Raw genomic sequence first — 19,366 nt, forward strand, 5'->3', positions numbered from 1 at the left:
AGACCTGTGTCAGGTGTTCATTGAATCGAAGAACTCGCCATTTGTCTTCGTCTGTTTCAACTTCGACAACAGGAACTCGATTGCGTCGGTGGTGCCCATAGGATTGAGGATACGGCGCAGAACGAAGGTTTTGGCCAGATCGCCCTTGTCGACCAGCAGGTCCTCTTTCCGTGTACCGGATTTGAGGATGTCGATCGCCGGGAACACGCGTTTGTCTGCAATCTTGCGGTCCAAAACGATTTCCGAGTTACCAGTACCTTTGAATTCTTCAAAGATCACCTCGTCCATCCGGCTGCCGGTATCGATCAGCGCCGTGGCGATGATGGTAAGCGATCCGCCCTCTTCGATGTTCCGGGCCGCGCCGAAGAAACGCTTGGGCCGCTGCAACGCGTTTGCGTCCACACCACCGGTCAGAACTTTGCCCGAGGATGGTACAACAGTGTTAAAAGCCCTACCAAGTCTTGTGATTGAGTCGAGCAGAATAACAACATCTCGTTTATGTTCGACCAGGCGCTTGGCCTTTTCAATGACCATCTCCGACACGGCCACGTGACGCGTTGCGGGCTCATCGAAGGTTGACGACACAACCTCACCCTTAACCGAGCGCTGCATGTCGGTCACTTCTTCCGGGCGTTCGTCGATCAGCAGGACGATCAGGTAACACTCCGGATGGTTCTGTTCGATCGAATGCGCGATGTTCTGCAGGATCACGGTTTTACCAGTCCGCGGCGGTGCCACGATCAGCGAACGCTGACCTTTACCGATCGGTGCAACCAGATCGATCACGCGCGCGGACTTATCCTTGATGGTGGGATCTTCGATTTCCATCTTAAGACGCTCATCCGGGTACAGAGGTGTCAGGTTGTCGAACAGGATCTTGTGCTTGGCCTTCTCGGGATCTTCAAAGTTGATCATGGTGACATTGGTCAGCGCGAAATAACGCTCATTCTCGTCCGGCGCCTTGATCTCGCCCTCGACCGTGTCCCCGGTCCGCAGTGAGTGCAGACGGATCATATCAGGCGAAACATAGATATCATCAGGACCCGGTAGATAGTTTGCCTCGGGCGAGCGCAGAAAGCCGAACCCATCCTGTAGCACTTCCAGTACGCCATCACCGCCGACGGTCCAGCCATCATCGGCACGTTCGCGCAGAATCTGGAACATCATCTCGCCTTTGCGCATGGTCGAGGCGTTTTCGATCTCCAGCTCTTCGGCCATTGCCAGAAGGTCTTTGGGGCTTTTGGCTTTCAGGTCGGCCAAATTCAGGGATTCATTGGACATGATACATACCTTCACCGCTGAAAACGCGGCTTGAAGTGGAATTTCAGTACGGAAAATACGCCGCCCGGACGGGCGTGTTGTGATCTACATAAGCGCAGCGTCGTTCGGAGTCAAATAGGCGTTCAGAACTTCAGAATGACCGCCAGAACGATGGTAACCATCAGAATGGTCGGAACCTCGTTCATCATGCGATATTGCCGCCCAGTGAGCTTATTCTGGCCTGCCAGAAAATCCATTCTTCGGGCCACAAGCCAGTGGTGGAACCAGGTCATCGCGATCACGCCCGCGCCTTTAACCCAGGGCCATGCGAAATCCCATCCGACGATCCCCGGTGTGAACACCATGATCAGCCCGCATAACCAGGTCACAACCATCGCGGGGCGCATGATCACCCGCAGCAGCTTGTCTTCCATTTCAAAGAAGATGTCTTGCGCGCCCTCTACGGCCTGCGCTTTTTCGACGTGATAAACAAACAGTCTGGGTAGATAGAACAAGCCTGCCATCCATGAGATCACGGCCATGATATGTAATGACTTCACCCACGGGTAAATCGTGAAAAGAAGGTCTGTCATGCCGGCTCCGAGCGTTGTTCGGAACTCTCACTAATAAAAAAATAAGAAAAGAAAAAGGATGATGGTTTTGTAGGGTGCCAAATATCCGTGGATTATTATTTTTACCCTAGCGTTTTCCCCAGGGGGACAAAAAATCTGAGGTTCCCAGAGATTCTGTTGATAGTACAAATTATATATATAAATCAATTATTTAAGTTGGATCAGGAAAATCTGGTCTGTGGATAACCCGATGGGTATCGCTGGATACATCTGTTATCCCACGAGTTAGAGTTATCCTTGTCCCGACAGGATGAGATTTGAGCGACTCGGGGATCTTTGCCACAATATTCCCGGGGTTGCGTGTCAACCGGAAAACCATACAAAACACCCCAGAACTCTCATCGATTTGCACACGGGGTTTTCCACATGTCTGTCCCCATTCTTCTGGCTTCGGGATCTGTTATTCGCGCGCAACTGCTAAGGAACGCAGGTGTGCCGTTTGCGGTTCAAACGGCGCGCGTGGATGAAGAGACGGTCAAACGGGCGTTGCTGGCAGAGGATGCCGCACCACGCGATATTGCGGATACGCTGGCTGAGATCAAAGCGCGTAAGGTCAGTGACAAAAACCTCGGCGCCATGGTGATCGGTTGCGATCAGGTGCTGGATTTCGAAGGGCAGCTGCTGTCAAAGCCCGAAACCCCGGAACAGGCGTTGGCCCAACTGAAAGATATGCGCGGCAAGCGGCACATGCTTTTGTCCGCTGCTGTGATCTATCAGGATGGTGAGCCGATCTGGCGGCATGTGGGGCAGGTGCGTTTGCGGATGCGGGCCAGTTCCGATGCCTACCTGAAAGACTATGTTGCGCGGAACTGGGACAGCATTCGCCATGCCGTCGGAGCCTACAAGCTGGAAGAAGAAGGCGTCCGCCTGTTCGCCACCATTGACGGCGACTATTTTAACGTTTTGGGTATACCTCTGTTAGAGCTTCTCAACTTTCTGGCTGTCAAAGGGGTGATCGAGCAATGACAGACAACCGGGTTCCTTTAGCCGGAGTGATCGGGCACCCCATCGGGCATTCGCGTTCACCCAAGCTGCACGGGCATTGGTTAAAGACCTATGGGCTTGTCGGGCATTATATCCCGATGGACGTCGCCTCTGCTGATCTGGAGACTGTGCTGCGAACCCTGCCCAAAGCGGGCTTTGTCGGGGCCAACGTGACCGTTCCGCACAAAGAAGCTGCGTTGAAGATCGCAGATCACGTTTCCGACCGCGCAACGGTGATTGGTGCCGCAAATACGCTGGTGTTCCGAACTGATGGTTCGATCCACGCAGATAACACCGACGGGTACGGGTTTATGGAGAACCTGCGCAATGGCGCACCTGACTGGAATGCGAAAGATGGCCCGGCGGTTGTGTTTGGTGCCGGGGGCGCTGCCCGTGCCGTTTTGCAGGCTTTGTCTGATGCCGGGGTGCCGGAAATCCTGTTGACCAACCGGACGCGCGCACGCGCGGATCATCTGAAGGAAGAATTCGGCCAACGCATTCGCGTGGTCGATTGGGTTCAGGCGGGGAATGTCATTGAAAACGCCGAACTGGTGGTCAATACGACTTCACTGGGGATGCAGGGCCAGCCAGAGCTGCGCGTGCCGTTGGACGGGTTGCAGCCCGGTGCCGTGGTAACGGACCTGGTCTATGCCCCGTTGAAAACCCGCCTGCTTCAAACCGCCGAGGAGGCCGGATGCACCACGGTTGATGGTCTGGGGATGTTGCTGCATCAGGCCGTTCCTGGGTTTGAACGCTGGTTTGGTGTTCGCCCCGAAGTAGACGCGGATACGCGCGCGGCGGCCCTGGCATGAGTTTTACGCTTGGCCTGACAGGCTCAATCGGCATGGGGAAAAGCACCACAGCGCAGATGTTCGTTGAAGAAGGGTGCGCATTGTGGGATGCGGATGCGGCGGTGCATCGGCTGTATGCCATTGGTGGAGCAGCGGTTGAACCAATGCGGGCAGCCTTTCCCGATGCGATACGTGATGGGGTGGTCAGCCGAGACGCGTTGAAACGAATTATCGCGGGTGACCCGGCCACGTTGAAAGCGATTGAGGCGATTGTGCATCCACTTGTCGCTGCTGATCGTGCGGAATTTCGCGAAAGCGCTACAAGCGACATCCTGGTGTTCGATATTCCGCTTTTGTTTGAAACGGGCGCTGATGCAGCAATGGACGCAGTGGCCTGCGTTTCGGTCCCGGCCGAAGACCAAAAGCGGCGCGTAATGGAACGCGGAACAATGACCGAGGCGCAGTTCGAGCAGATCCGCGCCAAGCAGATGCCGAACGATGAAAAATGCGCGCGGTCGGATTTTGTGATCGTGACCGATACTCTGGACCACGCCCGCGCGCAGGTGCAGGATGTGGTCAGGCAGATACGGGCGGGGATGGCACATGCGTGAGATTGTACTGGATACCGAAACCACCGGGTTTGACCCCGACAGCGGGGATCGGATCGTGGAAATCGGCGCCGTTGAGCTGTGGAACCACGTTGCAACCGGTGAAACCTATCACGTCTATATCAACCCCGAACGCTCGATGCCGGAAGAGGCGTTTGGCGTGCATGGTATAGGTCCCGATCTGCTGGAAACCCCGCGCCCGCCGGAAAAGGGCGAAGTGACGCTGAAAGACAAGCCGGTCTTTGCAAAGGTTGGCCATGGGTTTCGCGAATTTGTTGGCGATGCACGGTTGGTGATCCACAACGCCTCATTCGACATGAAGTTCCTGAATGCCGAGCTGAAATGGATGGGTGCCCCGCTTATCCCGATGGAGCAGGCGCTGGATACACTGGCAATTGCCCGGAAACGGTTCCCCGGTTCGCCAGCGTCACTGGATGCGCTGTGCCGTCGCTTCAATATCGACAACTCGAACCGTGTGTTGCACGGCGCGTTGCTCGACTCGGAAATTCTGGCCGAGGTTTACCTGGAATTGATCGGTGGACGGCAGCCTGATTTTGGTCTGTCGACATCCGCATCTTCTGCGGACGGTGGCAGCGATGATTGGCGAGCTACACCGCGCAGCACACCATTGCCATCCCGGATCACCGAGGATGAGCGCGCGGCACATGAAGCTTTCGTGGAAAAACTGGGCGAGAACGCCTTGTGGACCCGCGCCTGATCCGGACGGGCGCGGGTCAAAACATTACGCGTCGGCTTTTTGGGCCTGTTCGGCCTGACGGCGCATCAACTCATTGCGATAGAGCGCAACGAAATCGATATTGTCCAGGTTGACCGGCGGGAAGCCGCCATCGCGGGTGATATCGCTGACGATGCGGCGCAGGAACGGGAACAACATGCGCGGGCACTCGATCATCAGGAACGGGTGCAGCTGATCTTCCGGCACACCTTCCACGTGGAACATTCCGCAATAGTCCAGTTCACACAGGAACAAGATGTCATCCATGCCTTTGGCTTTGGATGTCAGGTTCAGCTTGATCGAAACTTCGAACTGATGGTCCGCCGCGCGTTTTTTGGCATCCAGATTCACCTGAACGGCGATTTCCGGTTGTACGTCTCCGGAAACGCCCTTTTGCGCCATCACGTTTTCAAAGGACATATCACGGATGAACTGCCCCAGAACACGCATCTGAACCTGCGGGGCGGCTTGGGCCGCAGTGTTTTCTGCAGCGTTTTCTTCGGCCATGGATCTACTCCAAAAATGAAATTCGCCACTGCTTAGCAAGTTGGGCGCGGCACCTCAATGCTGGTGGGGGCCTTCCACCCATTTCGAAGGCTTCGAGGGGTCTTTTTTTGGCCGAACTTCGGTGAATTCCCCATCGATGATATCGCCCTGATCGAAAGGGTTCCCCCGGGTTTGATATCCGGGGCCCGGCCCCATCTGGAACTGGGTTACTGTAACCTTGGATTTCAGGTACCGGAAAACGGCGACGCGGATACCGGGAACTAACAACGCAAAACCAACGGCATCAGTGAAAAAGCCCGGTGTCAGCAACAAAGCGCCCGACAACAGGATCATTGCCCCATGGGCCAGGGGTTCGGTCGGATCGTCCAATTCGGCAAAGGACCGTTGCAGCCGTCCAAGCGCCATGCGACCTTGTGTCCGCACCAAAACCGTGCCCAGAACCGCGGTCAGCACTACGATGGCAAGTGTCGGCCACAACCCAATCAAACCACCAACCTGAATAAACAGCGCGATTTCGATTATGGGCACCAACAAAAATGCCAAGAACAGATACATTTGCGTTATCCTTTCCCTTAGGCCGGGCTGTGGACTTGCCACTCACTGTCACCTACATAGTGGCATGAGGCCGTGTATACAAAGTCGCGGCGTTGAAAAGAGAATGAAATGAGCGACAACCCTATGATCCAGCTCCTGGTCCTGGCCGGAATTGCCATTTTCCTGATCCTGCGCCTCAAAAGCGTACTGGGCACGCGTGAAGGCTTTGAAAAACCGCCTGTGCAGCAACAGCCCGAAGCGCATAAATCGCGCCGCGGTTTCGAGGTGATCGATGGCGGCCCGGATCATGACATTACCGACCATGTCGCCGAAGACAGCGAACAGGCGCAAACCCTGGCTGCAATGAAACGTGTCGAGCCCGGCTTCTCGGTCGGCGAGTTCGTTCAGGGTGCGCGCGGTGCGTATGAGATGATCGTGATGGGGTTTGAAAGGGGCAATCTGGATGAAATCCAGCCTTTCCTGTCGGAAGAAGTGTTCGAGACTTTCGTTTCGGTCGTGGCAGCACGTGAAGATCAGGGCCTGACCATCGAGGCTGAATTCATCGGCGTGCGGGAAACCACCCTGACGGATGTGAAATTCGACAAGGACTCAAACCAGGCCGAAATCACGATGAAGTTCGTGGGAGAGCTGACCTCGGTCGTGCGCGATCGCGGAGGCGACATCGTCGAAGGCAACCCGAATACCGTGAAGCGCCAGAAGGACAGCTGGACCTTTGCCCGTGTCATGGGCAAGGACGATCCGAACTGGCTGCTTGTCGCCACGGACGCATGATTGCAACGCTTCGGTCGCTTTTACTGGTGGGCGCAATGACCACCGCCAGTGCTGCCGGAGCCGAGGCAACGCGATCCATTCTGTCGTTTGACGATCTGCAGGGCTGGGCGGAGGACGACCACGGCTCGGCCCTTTCCGTTTTTCTGAACACGTGCGCTGATCTGGATGACCCGGATTGGCGCGCCTTGTGTGGTGTGGCCAGAACATATGAACCGGATGCTGCCCGCGCCTTTTTCGAGTTATTCTTCCGCCCTGTTCTGGTCGAGGATGACAAAGAGGGCCTGTTTACCGGCTATTTTGAACCCGAGCTTGACGGCGCGCGCACCCGGACAGACCGTTTCAAATACCCGATCTACAAGATGCCACCCGAAGCCCGTGCGGAAGGACCATGGCTGAGCCGTCGTGACATCCTGACCGGCGATGTGATGCAGGGCCGCGGGCTAGAGATTGCCTGGGTCGACGACCCAGTTGAGCTGTTCTTTCTGCAAATTCAGGGCTCGGGGCGTATTCGATTGTCGGATGGCGGTGCGCTGCGGGTTGGATATGGTGGTGCGAATGGTCACCCCTATCGGTCGATCGGTGTCGAGTTGGTGCGACGCGGGGTTCTGGGTGCGCATGAGGTCAGCGCCCAGATGATCCGCGCCTGGGTGCGCAAGAACCCCGAGGCCGGTGCCGAGTTGCTGTTTCACAACCCGTCATACGTGTTTTTTCGCGAAGTTTCACGCGTTGCCCCCGAATTTGGACCTTTGGGGGCGATGAACCGGTCGATCACGACAATGCGCTCGATTGCGGCGGACCCCGCCTATACACCATTGGGCGCACCTGTCTGGGTGGAAAAGGACGGTGAAAACCCGTTGCGACGGCTAATGATCGCGCAGGACACAGGCGCGGCCATCAAAGGCGCGCAACGGGCGGACATCTTTTTCGGTACCGGTGAAGAAGCCGGACAGGCTGCGGGCAGGCTGAAAGATCCGGGTCGGATGGTTCTGTTGTTGCCTATTCAGCGCGCCTATGCCCTGTTACCGGATGAATTCTGATGACCCGGCGCAAACTGACAACCGATGAGATCGAGCTTTGGCGCAAGGTCACCAAACAGGCCGAGCGTCTGCATCCGGACTGTCCTCAGACCGTCCATCCGACCACCCTGCCGAAACCCAGGCCCAGAAAAACACCAAAACCCCGGTTTGAGGTGTTTGAGCTTGGTCAGAACCTTCAGCCGAACTCGAAGCCAAACGATCTGAAACCATCGTTGACGGACGCGCTGCGTGCCGCGCCTGTTCAGATGGATATCAAGGCTTTTGGCCGGATGAAGCGCGGTAAGCTAAAGCCCGAAGGCAAGCTGGATCTTCACGGTATGCGGGTTGATACGGCCCATCCTGCGTTGATCCGTTTTATCCTGAGCGCGCAGGCACAAGGTAAACGACTGGTTCTGGTGGTAACCGGCAAGGGCAAGGACCGCGACGAACCCGGCCCAATCCCGACGCCGCGTGGCGTATTACGCAATCAAGTGCCGCATTGGCTGTCCATACCGCCGTTGGCGCAGGCGGTGATGCAGATCAACCCCGCGCATATCAGTCATGGCGGCGAGGGTGCTTATTATGTCTATCTCAGACGAATGCGCTAAAAATCCCGACGGGCGCGGGAAATACCTGTTCGGACCAGAACGCAAACCAGCACGAAGAACACCCCAACCCAGATGAACTGTGTGTTCAGCGAAACGCCAAGGTCAATCAGAACGCCGGTCAGGCCGGGGCCGATGGCCGACCCCAGCACCATGACAGCCGCGGCCATCGCCTTGATCGCACCGATATGCCGGGTTCCGTAGAATTCGGCCCAGAATGCGCTGGGCAATGTGCTGTTTGCTCCAACGGTCAAAGCCAGGAAGACCAGCCCCAGGGTCGCGCCGCTGATCGAATTGGTTGTGCCCAGAATGACGAACCCAAGTGCGATCGGAAGCTGGTAGTAGGGCATGATCCGGGCGGTCCCCCATTTATCCAGCGCCCAGCCTGCGACAAACATGGAAAACAGAGATATTCCGGTAAAGATCGGGAATAGAGCCACCAGTTGGATATGCTGCCATCCCTTCACATCGGCCAGAAAAACCTGATGGAAGAAAAATGCGGTGATGAATGCGGATGGCCCAAGCACTGATGGCACCATAAACCAGAACAAAGGATGGAACAGAGCGTCCCGCCGGGTCCAGTGTTTTCCCTGCATTCCCGATGCTGAAAACGCGTTGGCGAGGCTTTGTGGAGTTCTCTCTTCTCGCAGCAGCCGCATCAGAACCGGAATACCCAGTACCGTGATGCCCGCCGCGGCAACCCACAGCCAGCGCCAATCCAGATAGGCCATGGCGCCAACAAAAATCAGCGGCAACAACGCCTCGCCAAGCGCATAGCCGGTGGACGCGATGGAAAGTGCTTTGCCCCGCGTAACCGTGAACCAGCGGGCCATTGCGACCACGGCAAGATGCGTGCTCATCCCCTGCCCAAATAACCGCAGCAGAAAGATCACCAGTGGTAACAGCAGCAGCCAGGTGTTCAGCGCCATTGCAATGGCGGCCAACGCCAGTCCCGCCAACACAACTGGGCCCAATACCCGTACGCGGAAGATATCCGTCAACCCTCCAGCCCAGATCATCACGATTGCAGACAGGGTCGTGCCTAACGTGTACAGCCCACCCCATGCGCCGTGGCTGAGGCCATATTCAGAGCGGATTTCACCAGCAAAGACCGAGATGAAAAAGGTTTGCCCGAAACTGGACAGAAATGTCAGCAGAACGCCGGTCGCAAGCCAGGTCGCGTTGTCCACAAGAAACCGGTGCAGGGAAACCCGCGTCACGGATTGCTCACCTGGGCCTGGCCGGTTTCAGTCAGCACGATTTCTGTTGCGCCAACAGGATTGCGCTGGCTTGGCGGTACGAGGATGTCGATCCCGCGCCGGTCATCGCGCCCAAAGGTTTCGCTGACCCGGCGCACGGAGCGGAGGATAGTCAACAGGGCCGGAGAAGTGGCGGCCACAAAATGGGAAGATTCCGCATCGCTGTTGAAGGCAGTCGTATCCACGATTTCAATCGGATATTCGGACAGTTTCTCGGCCGATCCGATATTGCCCAGCCTTTCACCATCGGCGGTTCCCCTCAGCCGACCTGAAATGTTCAGGATCTTATCTTTCTTGGACACCATCACGACAAAAGGATCAGGAGGATTGTCGATACTGTTCATCTGCGACCGAAAAACATCCACGTCCAGATCGGGAGAGATCAGAATAACACCTTCCAGATTTCGCTTTGCCCAGCCCGGCTGTTTCAGTTCGGTTTGCCGTATCATCTCCATAGCCAGCGCGCCGCCCATTGAATGCGCCACAAGGGCCACCCGCCTGACCCCCATCGACTTGAGAAGACGAATGGTTTCCTCCAGCCCATCACGGGCAAACAACATGCTGTCCAGATCATAGGCATAACCATAGCCTGTCGCGCGGCTGGGCCATGAATAGACAAGGATTTGACCGGGAATACCGATATCATGTGACAGCTGAGCAGCCCTGAACAATGTCTCTGTCTGAGTGGAGTTATAGCCATGCACAAAAATCGTGACTTCGTCAGCCCCACTCAGCCTGTCCTTCAACTGTTGCGGCCCGCTTAGCTGATCGACCTCTGCCAGTACGAACTGCTTTCTCGGGTCAGGGTTTGCGTATGAAAATTTAAGGCTTCCCGGTGAACGGCCCGGTGGTATCGACACGGTCGTTTCCAGAAATTGCAGGCGTTCTGCGCGGCGGAATCCATACGCGCCATCGGGCTCGCGCGCACGTGTGGTGGCCGCAAAAACCGTTTCGGGAGTTCCGATTTTCAATGCAGATGGGACCGTTTCGGATACCGTCCGGTCGACGCAGGCCGCCAGCACGACCGGACACAGAATGAAGATTAAGAAACGCAGCACGGATAGCCCCCGGAAACAAGTGCCGACACGCTACCTTATTCTAATCCCGCGTCCAGCACGGCTACGCGCAAAAGCGGCAGAAACCGGCCTGAGCGGGTACAATCTGTAACAGACCGTACCCCTACGAAACCGACCTTTGCCGGTACCGATAGCCTAGACCTCTGTGTCCTCGCCCTGCTCTTTGCGCGGCATTTCTTCGATCAGGCGTGTTTCCAGCAATTGCCCGTTTCGATACAGGATCGGATAGGCCACCGCAGCGATGTGGCTGTTGAATTCCCGGAACGCGCGCAGGGTTTCCAGGTGGATATCGCTGGTCTCGAAGCTTTCCGTACTGCCGTGCTGCAAGCGTTTGAGGTGGCGTTTGCGGCTGTCACGCTCGGCCCGTTTGATTTCGGTTTTCTCAAGGCTCAGCAGACGGGCGCTTTCCAGATCGTCCGAGATCAGAACGTTTGAGGCCAGTTTGAGGTTGGCGAGGATGCCTTCGTGCATCTCAACCAGTTCCGACCAGCCGTCTTTTGAAAATGAAGCACCTTTCTTCCGCATGTCGCCCGCCAGAACAGTCAGCCGCTTGGCAACAACGTCGCCCGCAGTTTCCAGCCGGATTGCATATTCCATCAGGTCGCGCGCCACTTTTGCGTTCTGCTTTCCGAATGTCTCCTCGGGAATGGCAGCCACGAATTTTCGAATACCCGACAGGCAGTCGTTCACATCTTCGTCCATGTCCCTTACGGCGCGTATCTGGTCCTTGTCGCCGCTGCGGTACAATTCCAGCGACGGGCGGAACATCGACTCGACCAGATCACTCATTCGGAGCAGTTCACGCTTGAGGCTGGACAGCGCCTGGGACGGGCTGCCAGCAGTGCGTACGTCCAGCGCACTGGCCGGGCGACCTGACTGGGCCAGCGCGTTCGCAGATTTCGGGTCCGGAAAAAACTGCTCGAACGGCGCGCGCAATCGCCCGCAGAAGGGCAGCGCCAGCACCAGCAACGAGGCATTGAATGCCAGGTGCGCATTGACCAGCATCTGACCGCCCTGCAAATCCCCCAGAACACCGGCACGCAGTGCCGCAGTCGCCGCGAAAAGGGTGACTATCGCCCAGCTGCCGCGCAAGGCTAGGTTGGCAAAAGGTATGCGCCTGGCAGGCATCTCCATCCCCCGGCTCAGCCAAACAGGTATGAAGGCTGAACCGAAATTGGCCCCCAATACCAGCGACAGCCCGGCGGCAAACGGAATCGCACCAATCTGGACCAGCGTCACACACATCAGGATTGCCGCGACCGAGGAATGCATGACAAAGGCCAGCGCGCCGCCGACCAGAAACGCTGTAATATAGTCGCGTGCCAGATACTCGGCGACGGCAGGCAAAAAGGCACTGTCCCGGATCGGGTCCATGGCTTCGCGCAAAAAGCGCAATGAAATCAAGATGAACGCAATCCCCATCAGGATGCGCCCCAATTGCCGGGGCCTCTTGGCCTCGGTCTTGACAAACAGATACCCGCCAACCGCCAGAAGCAAAGGTATCAGCCAACCCAGCTGGAATGACAACACCTGAATAATCAGCGCCGAACCGAGATCAGCGCCCAGCACGATTGCAAGACCGGTGGGAAAGGTCAGGAACCCCCCAGCAGCAAAACCCGATGTCAAAAGGGCAACCGCTGCCGAGCTTTGCAGAACCACCGCCATCACAATACCCACCATTGACGCCTGCGCATAATGGCTTTGGCCCGTCATGAGGCGCTGGAACGAAGCTCCATAGCTGCGCTCGATCCCAGTGCGGACCATCCGCACTGCGTAAAGCAGCAGCATCGTGGCTCCGGCCAGGCTGATGAGAAAGCTTACTATCGCCATGATCCTACCCGTTCACCAAGTCCAACATTTCCCCGTGCAGCTCGGGTGTAGCCGCTGAAATTACCCGGCCGTCAGAATTCAAGTCAAGCGGCTGACCCTGCCAATCTGTCATCACCCCACCCGCAGCTTCAACCACGGCCAGCACTGGCAGGTAATCATAGGGCTGTAGATCATAGTCGATCACAGCATCCACATGACCCGCCGCCAGCAGGGCATGGGGGTAGCAATCATAGGCGAACCGTCTGGTCTGTCCAGATTGCATCAGCCTGTCGAATAACGCCGGATGATCGCGATAGATCTTGTCCCCTTCGTTTACAAAAAGAATGGACTGATCCAGCCGCGTTTGGGCCGAAGTCGTGATCGCATGGCCATTCAACGTGGCGCCCTGGCCAAAAACGCCGGTAAACACTTCATTTATCGCCGGCATGCCGATCACGCCGATATCGGGTTTGCCGTCAACCAGATGCCCCAACAGAAATCCAAACAGCGGATGACCTGACAGGAATGACCGGGTTCCATCGATCGGGTCGATGATCCAAACCTCGCGGCATTCCTGCCCTTCGAACCCATGTTCTTCTCCAAAGACGCCGTGATCGGGGAAATACTGTTCAAGATAGGCGCGAACCTGGGATTCAACACCCTTGTCGGCCTGTGTCACCGGGCTTTCATCCGATTTGAACTCGACCCCCAGCGCGCCACGAAAATACCCCCGCGCTGCTTCGCTGGCCAGGTCAGCTATCTTTACCGCATGAGACAGCAGGTCGGCGCTTTCGTCGGTCTGTGAGGTCCTTGGATTCAGCATTCGATTCTATCCTGTTTAGCGATGAAGCGCGGGTATTGGAGGCGATAAGTTAGAAAGCCCCTTGTCGGCGTCGGTTTGGGTAAAGCCCAAACAAAAGCCTTTGACACTCACTTTTTGTCTGAAGTGAGTCTTGCTGCATCGGGGTCCTCAAATTCCACCACAAGTTTCCACAGTAATCCCACAAAACCACCCAAATACAACAGAAAAATCTTACATTACCTCGTATTCAAGATAAATGTGTGGATTTAGAGAAATACCACGCCGACTGTTTTATGCAGACTCAGGCCGGTTGTCTGCAAAACAGTCAAACCCCAATGTCAGAGGTCCGTTGGGGGCCGGAAAGCTTGAAAAAAGCCGTGTGTTTTTACTCGTGCTGTTTGCCCGAAGTCGATGAAGACAAGTTCCGCGTTGACCATACAGCTCGTAGAAAAGCCACCTGTTTGGCGCGTTTTCGTTTTGAAAACAAAACCAGAGGAGAAGCCACCTGCAGCAAAGCACTTATCAATGCATTCAAAAAAGGAGCCGGGCGTTTGTGTTTGCGCGCTGTGTAAACACGTGAGCGACCCATGTGCCAGGCTTTGATCGCAGCTATCTTTGGGTTCTTGGGAGAAGATTCTCCACCAATATGGGTCACTTCCGCGTCGGGAAGGAATATCAAAGGCCCCACTTGTTCATTCAAACGCAGACAGATGTCGTCATCTTCGTGGTACAAGAAGATATTTGCATCGAATCCACCGACCTTCTCGAACGCCGACTGGCGCACAAGCAACGCTGCGCCAGACAATATCGGAACCTGTAAATCAGTATCGGTTTCAATCCCGCGCAACCACTTATTACGTGGTAGCAAGACACTGGATCGTTTCAGCAATCCTTTGCCAGACTTTTGAGTAAATGCGGGGTTGAACGCTGAAGCAGTTTTGTGACGGTCTGCACCGGCCAGCAACTTCTCCAAGCTGCCGCTCGTTAAGCGCGCGTCCGGATTCAAAAACAGCAAGTATTCCGTCTCTACCCCGGCTGCACCCTGGTTACACCCTACTCCAAAACCCATGTTCTGGTCGTTTAGAATGAGTTTGGCGTTCTTGAGTTGTGCAAGCCGCTTTAGCTCTTCTAAATCGCCTGAACCATTGTCGACCAACACTATCGGAACACCATCGGGTACCGACGCCAGCATCTGAGGAAGAGTGCTGGCGCTGTTATAGGTTACACTGATAATCGTAACACGCGGTTCCAATGCTTATCCGTTCATTTACATCTCGGAGTTTGATAAGACTGGAGGAATCTCCCGGTCGTCTGACCTTTAGGAAGATTTACCTTTCTCAGCAAGCCTCCGCTTTCTCACTTTGAGGCGGGCACGATTCAGTTCGCGCAACAAGCTATAGAAACCCGTTCCTGTGTTGTTTTTAGAAGAACCCCTGCGCGGAGACCGAATTTTCCGCGAGGTTTTGATGCTGTCCTTGAACATGGTAACGTCAGCGCCAAAGTGCTCCAACAAATCATACACTGTGTCGAGAGGCAGCTTCATCGGATTGTCCCGCAGAAGCTCAGCCTTTACAAACGGAAATCCACTTTCGACAAGACGGTCCCAGAAGAAATGGCACGGATTCCACTTCCGGAGCTGATCGACAGGGGCCGATCCGAATAGAGTATCGCACCCAAACAGCGTTGCAGATCTGAGGTCGGGATCGGCGGCTACGACCTCTCCGAGGTTGATTTCGTAGTTTTCGATTACGTCCGACTTGTTCCTCAAATTCTCAACGCGATCCCAGAAACGTCTCAGCTTTTCAGACTTCTGCGCATTGTTTTGCAAGGCAAAGAAGTAGCTCTGGGTGTGTGGTTTGGGCAGGCTACAGTCAGTCAACGCGACAAAGTCGGCCTCAGACTCTCGGATCTTCCGGATCATCGGACCAAAGAGTTTGGGGATAACAAAGACGCTGTCATTTGCAAAAAACAGCCGTTTGGAGCGCCAGAGATGCGGGCATTCACGCAAGATATCTGCCCACATGCCGAAGTCGTAGCCGGAATTCTGGCGAAAAACGATGAGGGAAGACCCATCCAGTGACTCCCGATCCACCGCGTCCACGATTAGCTGCGCTGTGTCGGTTGATTGATCTTTTGCGGCAAGTATTGACGCAGGTTTTCCTTCCAGAGCAACACCTGCGACAACCTTAATGCCGTTTGCAGCCAGCGATTTGATGTAAGCTTGAGTTGTAGGGAGTATTTTGCCGTCAGGTGCATAAATCGAAAGAATGCATACTTCTGCGTCTTCCAATGGCTCAATCGGGGCAACCTCCTCAATGGCAAAGGGAGGCGTATTTTTAAAAGTGCTCTGAAGTTCCGACAGGCGTTTTTGTGCAAATGGAAGAAAGTGTGCCGGCTCTCCGGCAAACTGCGCAGCTAATTCCAGCTCTTGGTGCATAGTTTCCACAGCGGCGGAAAACAACTCAAACTGAACCTGTTTGCTTAGGCCACAGTTTTGAGCATGCAAGCCAGCAAAATAAAAGGCACATCCCATCCATGAAGGGTAGGTCTCATTTTCAAGACCGGTGCGCTTGCGGCGCCAGTTTTCGGACGCAGCGACGTCCATGAAGTCGATATTGAATTCTGATTTCAACAATGCCTCGAAGCGAGGATAGATTTTTTCAGCCTGTTTCGTCCGGCCAAGATTCAGGCTGTCCTTGAACAAACGGTACATTCCACCACTGGCAATGTGCTTGTCCGGATGGTTGGAAAGCTTCTCCAGGTATTCCAAGTAAACATCCCAGTCGCGGAATCCGTCTGATATCTTGGGTAACGGCGCGTGCGACGCCCAGGCAAACAACCTGTGTCCGGCGTCTCTTACTACGACATGTTTAAAGCCAACGCTCTTCAGAAGGTTTTCCAGCGCACTTCGGGACGCGATGAAATAGTGAAAACCCGGGGACAGCGTGGCGATCAGTGTTGTCGGTTCGCAGTCCGGAGTAATCGTCGTCGCACTCGGTGTGGTCAGAACTAAAACGCCATCATCCGACAGGCCTTGACTGATTTCATCCAGAAACTCACGTGGGCGTGTCACGTGTTCGATCACTTCACTACTGAAGACATAATCAAACTTCCGACCGCGAATTTCCTCGGCATCATTGTAGTACTTGTGAATGATATTGGTACCTAGCATTTCCCGACCAATCTGGCCGTACCTGCTGGTCTCGAGGCCTACAGCTTCGCCGTAACCCATTTCCTGCCAAAAATGCGGCACAAAGCCAAAACCACAACCAACATCCAACACGGATCCCTGTCGCGGTTTGTCGAGCCCCAGCAGGGGTTCCAACATAGCCGAAATTCCCGCACCATTCTGTACGTAATTGTACCAATAGTTTTCGTTGAAGCCCTCAAAGTCGTAACCAACTACGGGATCGTCGCCCAAAAAATACACACTGGCGCAAGATTTGCACTTTACCAGGGTTAGGTCATCTTTAAGGAACTGCGCTTTTGAGACGGTCAGAACGGGTTCAAACTCAGTCGCACCGCACACGTAGCACGTACCAGCGTTTGGAGCAGAGGAAGTCTCAGTATCAAATGTGACTTTATGCATTTGGGGTCTCCGTGATATTCATTGCCGGTGTCGTAGGAGCCTAATGTTTTCCCGCGCAGACCGTTATAATAACTAAATTTCAAGGCTCAAAACTCAACCGGAACGGCCCTATGTCCCAGAAGGTGAGGCATGTTGCAACCCACCATATTGAGCTGTTAAGCAATCTTTCGCCACCTAGATCAGAGTGTCCCGCATTTTCATCAGGTCGCGTCGGAACTTTCACATTTTTAATCGGCTTCGACGAGGAATGCTCGTGCTGATGCTTCGTGGTTGTAACATCTGCGCCAGCCCTCCACCTTTTCGCAAGTAACCAGCGGCGACTGTAACTCATAGCCCAGCCAGGCGCGCCGCCCGTAACAAGGCCAACCTATAACACAGACACCAAGGCAAGCTGGCAATTAGCGACTTCTTCGCGACCGATGTTTTTTTACGACCCAAATTTATTATACCTGCAAACGCATCTGGCGAGGGCCGAGACGACTACTAGTACCCTCATTGGCTGGAAAGGCATTTGCAGGCCTTGGCGGGGCGCGACATTGTCTACAACCGCTCGGGAACTAAGTACAAATTCCGCAAAATAGTTAACCTGCAAACTAAGGAAAAGTCCGAAACCGCCGTTAGCGTTGCCCGCTTTCTTGTTTGGGGTTTTGAAACCCAAGGTCGTGTGTTAGAGGCAACCCAAACCAATCAGTATCAGCTGAGACATAGATCAAGAGTGATAAAGTTGCTTTTCACTGCTGTTTTCGGTCTGCTGGTGACAGGCGGATCTGGCTGGAAACAGAAATCGAAACGACAATTGGACGAGAGTGGATGAATTTACCACCGGTATGGAAAATTCAGCGAGAATTCGCGCGCGCGGGTCGCAAGCTCATGCACCTACCCGCCGAACTTCTGCGGCATGTATATCTCCGCCGGTATTACGATTGGGTGTTGTCTCGCCAAGTGAAGCGTTCTCCAGGCGCAATTTCATTTGGTTCAGAAATCGGGATATTTCTTATCTTTCCTAAAACGGGAGTCTTGCCTTCCCATCTGTATGCCTTGGAGCAGATGGTTCAGGCAGGTATTTCCCCAATCGTCGTATCCAATCTCCCGCTCAGCACGACAGATTTTGCTGAACTTACCCCTCACGCTTCACTGATTATAGAACGTCCAAACTTCGGATATGATTTTGGCGGGTACCGGGATGGCGTACTGGAGGTGGCCAATCGTTTCCCAGAGCTGACTCGGCTTTGGCTCTTAAATGATTCCGCATGGTTGGTCCCACAGCAACGCAGTTGGTTTGATGACGCCCGCGATTTAAATGTCGATTTCGCAGCTGCTACATCCAATTTTGCGATGCCTCGGGTCGATCCGGCGAATTTTCGGGAAATTACGTGGAAGTTTCGAGTGACGCATCGAAATTTCCACTATGCTTCTTATGCGCTTGGTATTGGTCCAGCAATCTTAAGAAACCCAGATTTTGTAAAGTACTGGCGAAAACTCGAAATTCGAAATGACAAAACAAGAACGGTACGCCGTGGCGAAATTGGGTTGTCACAATGGATTCTGAAGCATGGGTATACGCATCGTGCCACATGCGAGGTTGATGCGCTTGACCGCGAATTGGCAGCCCTGACGGACAAGGAAGTCGATAGGGTTGCGCGGGAACTTATCATTCCCGGCGACGTTGCCTTGGATACAGTAAAAGAGCAAGTTTTGAGCCTTGACGCACACAGCGCAGATGGGCGTTCCGATCGTATTGCTTTTATCCTGACAACTGTGTCGCGTTACGCCTGTGCGTATTGCCTGCCAGCCTACACCCTGTCTAATCGTGGTTTTCAGTTTCTCAAAAAGTCTCCGCTGTGGCTATCTCCGAAGGGGGCTGGGTTGATGTTGGCAATTATTTCCCGAATCCAAGGGCCGGTGGGCCAGGACATTCAACAAGAAGCATCCAGAATAGTACGCCAAGACGCGGAAGCTCATATACAGTGAAGTAAACAGGCTTCAGGATTCCGGCTGTGACTGGGCAAAGCAAGACTGAACCGCTCCACGAAAATTGAACGGGATCTGTTAGTGTTTAGTGGCTCTTCTCTTATGCCGATCAGTTTGGTTTTGATCCGGTTTGTCCGACAGATCATGATTGACGATCCACCGGCAAGCGCAGGAGAGCGCGCGAGACACCTTACCGCCAGTGAAAGCCATAATGTTCAGTTGCGGGATCAGGAACGAAATCCTCTTTATTCAATTTACGAAGTTTCTGGGATCGCCTTACCGAAGCAGATGCCGCTGGCTTAGTCTACTGGTTGAGCAGGTTTTTGAGGTATTTTCCGTATTCGTTTTTGCCGAATCTTTGGGCGCGGGCTTCGAGGTCGTGGTCGTTGATCCAG

18 protein-coding genes are annotated in these 19,366 nt (G+C 54.7%); 8 read left to right on the forward strand and 10 right to left on the reverse strand.

The window, feature by feature from the left end; all coding sequences use genetic code 11:
• Positions 1-9: 9 nt before the first annotated feature.
• Positions 10-1,281: a transcription termination factor Rho gene (gene rho, locus ACR0NZ_RS08550; protein WP_480494027.1), complete on the reverse strand. Its 1,272-nt coding sequence runs from the start codon at positions 1,279-1,281 to the stop codon at positions 10-12.
• Positions 1,282-1,403: 122 nt separating this feature from the next.
• Entirely contained in the window at positions 1,404-1,853 is a 450-nt protein-coding gene (locus tag ACR0NZ_RS08555) for a CopD family protein (RefSeq protein WP_480518231.1), read from the reverse strand.
• Positions 1,854-2,258: 405 nt separating this feature from the next.
• On the opposite strand from ACR0NZ_RS08555, the gene ACR0NZ_RS08560 reads away from it, so the two are divergent.
• The 4 genes from ACR0NZ_RS08560 to dnaQ are packed head-to-tail and all read left to right on the forward strand — an operon-like array spanning position 2,259 to position 4,993.
• On the forward strand, positions 2,259-2,858 hold the full coding sequence (locus ACR0NZ_RS08560; protein ID WP_480518233.1) for a Maf family protein: 600 nt from the start codon (positions 2,259-2,261) through the stop codon (positions 2,856-2,858).
• Positions 2,855-3,688: a shikimate dehydrogenase gene (locus ACR0NZ_RS08565; RefSeq protein ID WP_480518235.1), complete on the forward strand. Its 834-nt coding sequence runs from the start codon at positions 2,855-2,857 to the stop codon at positions 3,686-3,688. The genes ACR0NZ_RS08560 and ACR0NZ_RS08565 overlap by 4 nt, the downstream gene beginning before the upstream one ends.
• Positions 3,685-4,278, forward strand: coding sequence for a dephospho-CoA kinase (coaE, locus tag ACR0NZ_RS08570; RefSeq protein WP_480518237.1), 594 nt, complete (start codon positions 3,685-3,687; stop codon positions 4,276-4,278). The genes ACR0NZ_RS08565 and coaE overlap by 4 nt, the downstream gene beginning before the upstream one ends.
• Complete coding sequence (gene dnaQ / locus ACR0NZ_RS08575) at positions 4,271-4,993, forward strand: DNA polymerase III subunit epsilon (RefSeq protein WP_480518239.1); 723 nt, start codon at positions 4,271-4,273, stop codon at positions 4,991-4,993. The genes coaE and dnaQ overlap by 8 nt, the downstream gene beginning before the upstream one ends.
• Positions 4,994-5,017: 24 nt before the next feature.
• Here dnaQ and secB read toward each other — a convergent pair whose 3' ends face one another.
• Positions 5,018-5,518, reverse strand: a complete 501-nt coding sequence (secB, locus tag ACR0NZ_RS08580; protein ID WP_209506872.1) for a protein-export chaperone SecB — start codon at positions 5,516-5,518, stop codon at positions 5,018-5,020.
• Between the two features lie 54 nt (positions 5,519-5,572).
• Entirely contained in the window at positions 5,573-6,073 is a 501-nt protein-coding gene (locus ACR0NZ_RS08585) for an FxsA family protein (protein ID WP_480518241.1), read from the reverse strand.
• A 108-nt stretch (positions 6,074-6,181) separates the two neighbouring features.
• On the opposite strand from ACR0NZ_RS08585, the gene ACR0NZ_RS08590 reads away from it, so the two are divergent.
• The 3 genes from ACR0NZ_RS08590 to ACR0NZ_RS08600 are packed head-to-tail and all read left to right on the forward strand — an operon-like array spanning position 6,182 to position 8,468.
• On the forward strand, positions 6,182-6,844 hold the full coding sequence (locus tag ACR0NZ_RS08590; RefSeq protein ID WP_480474400.1) for a Tim44/TimA family putative adaptor protein: 663 nt from the start codon (positions 6,182-6,184) through the stop codon (positions 6,842-6,844).
• The gene (mltA, locus tag ACR0NZ_RS08595; protein ID WP_480518243.1) at positions 6,841-7,881 is read left to right on the forward strand and encodes a murein transglycosylase A; all 1,041 of its coding nucleotides are present in this window, start codon (positions 6,841-6,843) and stop codon (positions 7,879-7,881) included. Before ACR0NZ_RS08590 ends, mltA begins: the two co-directional genes overlap by 4 nt.
• Positions 7,881-8,468: a Smr/MutS family protein gene (locus ACR0NZ_RS08600; RefSeq protein WP_480518245.1), complete on the forward strand. Its 588-nt coding sequence runs from the start codon at positions 7,881-7,883 to the stop codon at positions 8,466-8,468. Before mltA ends, ACR0NZ_RS08600 begins: the two co-directional genes overlap by 1 nt.
• Here ACR0NZ_RS08600 and ACR0NZ_RS08605 read toward each other — a convergent pair.
• The 6 genes from ACR0NZ_RS08605 to ACR0NZ_RS08630 form a co-directional block, all read right to left on the reverse strand.
• On the reverse strand, positions 8,465-9,685 hold the full coding sequence (locus ACR0NZ_RS08605; protein ID WP_480518247.1) for an MFS transporter: 1,221 nt from the start codon (positions 9,683-9,685) through the stop codon (positions 8,465-8,467). The genes ACR0NZ_RS08600 and ACR0NZ_RS08605 overlap by 4 nt on opposite strands.
• Positions 9,682-10,782: an alpha/beta hydrolase gene (locus ACR0NZ_RS08610; protein ID WP_480474404.1), complete on the reverse strand. Its 1,101-nt coding sequence runs from the start codon at positions 10,780-10,782 to the stop codon at positions 9,682-9,684. Before ACR0NZ_RS08610 ends, ACR0NZ_RS08605 begins: the two co-directional genes overlap by 4 nt.
• Positions 10,783-10,935: 153 nt before the next feature.
• A complete protein-coding gene (locus ACR0NZ_RS08615) occupies positions 10,936-12,630 on the reverse strand; it encodes a Na/Pi cotransporter family protein (protein ID WP_480518249.1) in 1,695 nt (564 codons plus the stop codon).
• Positions 12,631-12,634: 4 nt separating this feature from the next.
• Entirely contained in the window at positions 12,635-13,432 is a 798-nt protein-coding gene (locus tag ACR0NZ_RS08620; RefSeq protein ID WP_480474406.1) for an inositol monophosphatase family protein, read from the reverse strand.
• Between the two features lie 364 nt (positions 13,433-13,796).
• Complete coding sequence (locus ACR0NZ_RS08625) at positions 13,797-14,663, reverse strand: glycosyltransferase family 2 protein (RefSeq protein WP_480518251.1); 867 nt, start codon at positions 14,661-14,663, stop codon at positions 13,797-13,799.
• Between the two features lie 66 nt (positions 14,664-14,729).
• On the reverse strand, positions 14,730-17,000 hold the full coding sequence (locus ACR0NZ_RS08630) for a methyltransferase domain-containing protein (RefSeq protein ID WP_480518253.1): 2,271 nt from the start codon (positions 16,998-17,000) through the stop codon (positions 14,730-14,732).
• Between the two features lie 810 nt (positions 17,001-17,810).
• Here ACR0NZ_RS08630 and ACR0NZ_RS08635 point away from each other — a divergent pair.
• The gene (locus ACR0NZ_RS08635; RefSeq protein WP_480518255.1) at positions 17,811-18,971 is read left to right on the forward strand and encodes a rhamnan synthesis F family protein; all 1,161 of its coding nucleotides are present in this window, start codon (positions 17,811-17,813) and stop codon (positions 18,969-18,971) included.
• The last annotated feature ends 395 nt before the right edge of the window (positions 18,972-19,366 follow it).

Source organism: Ruegeria sp. AE3, assembly GCF_056542225.1.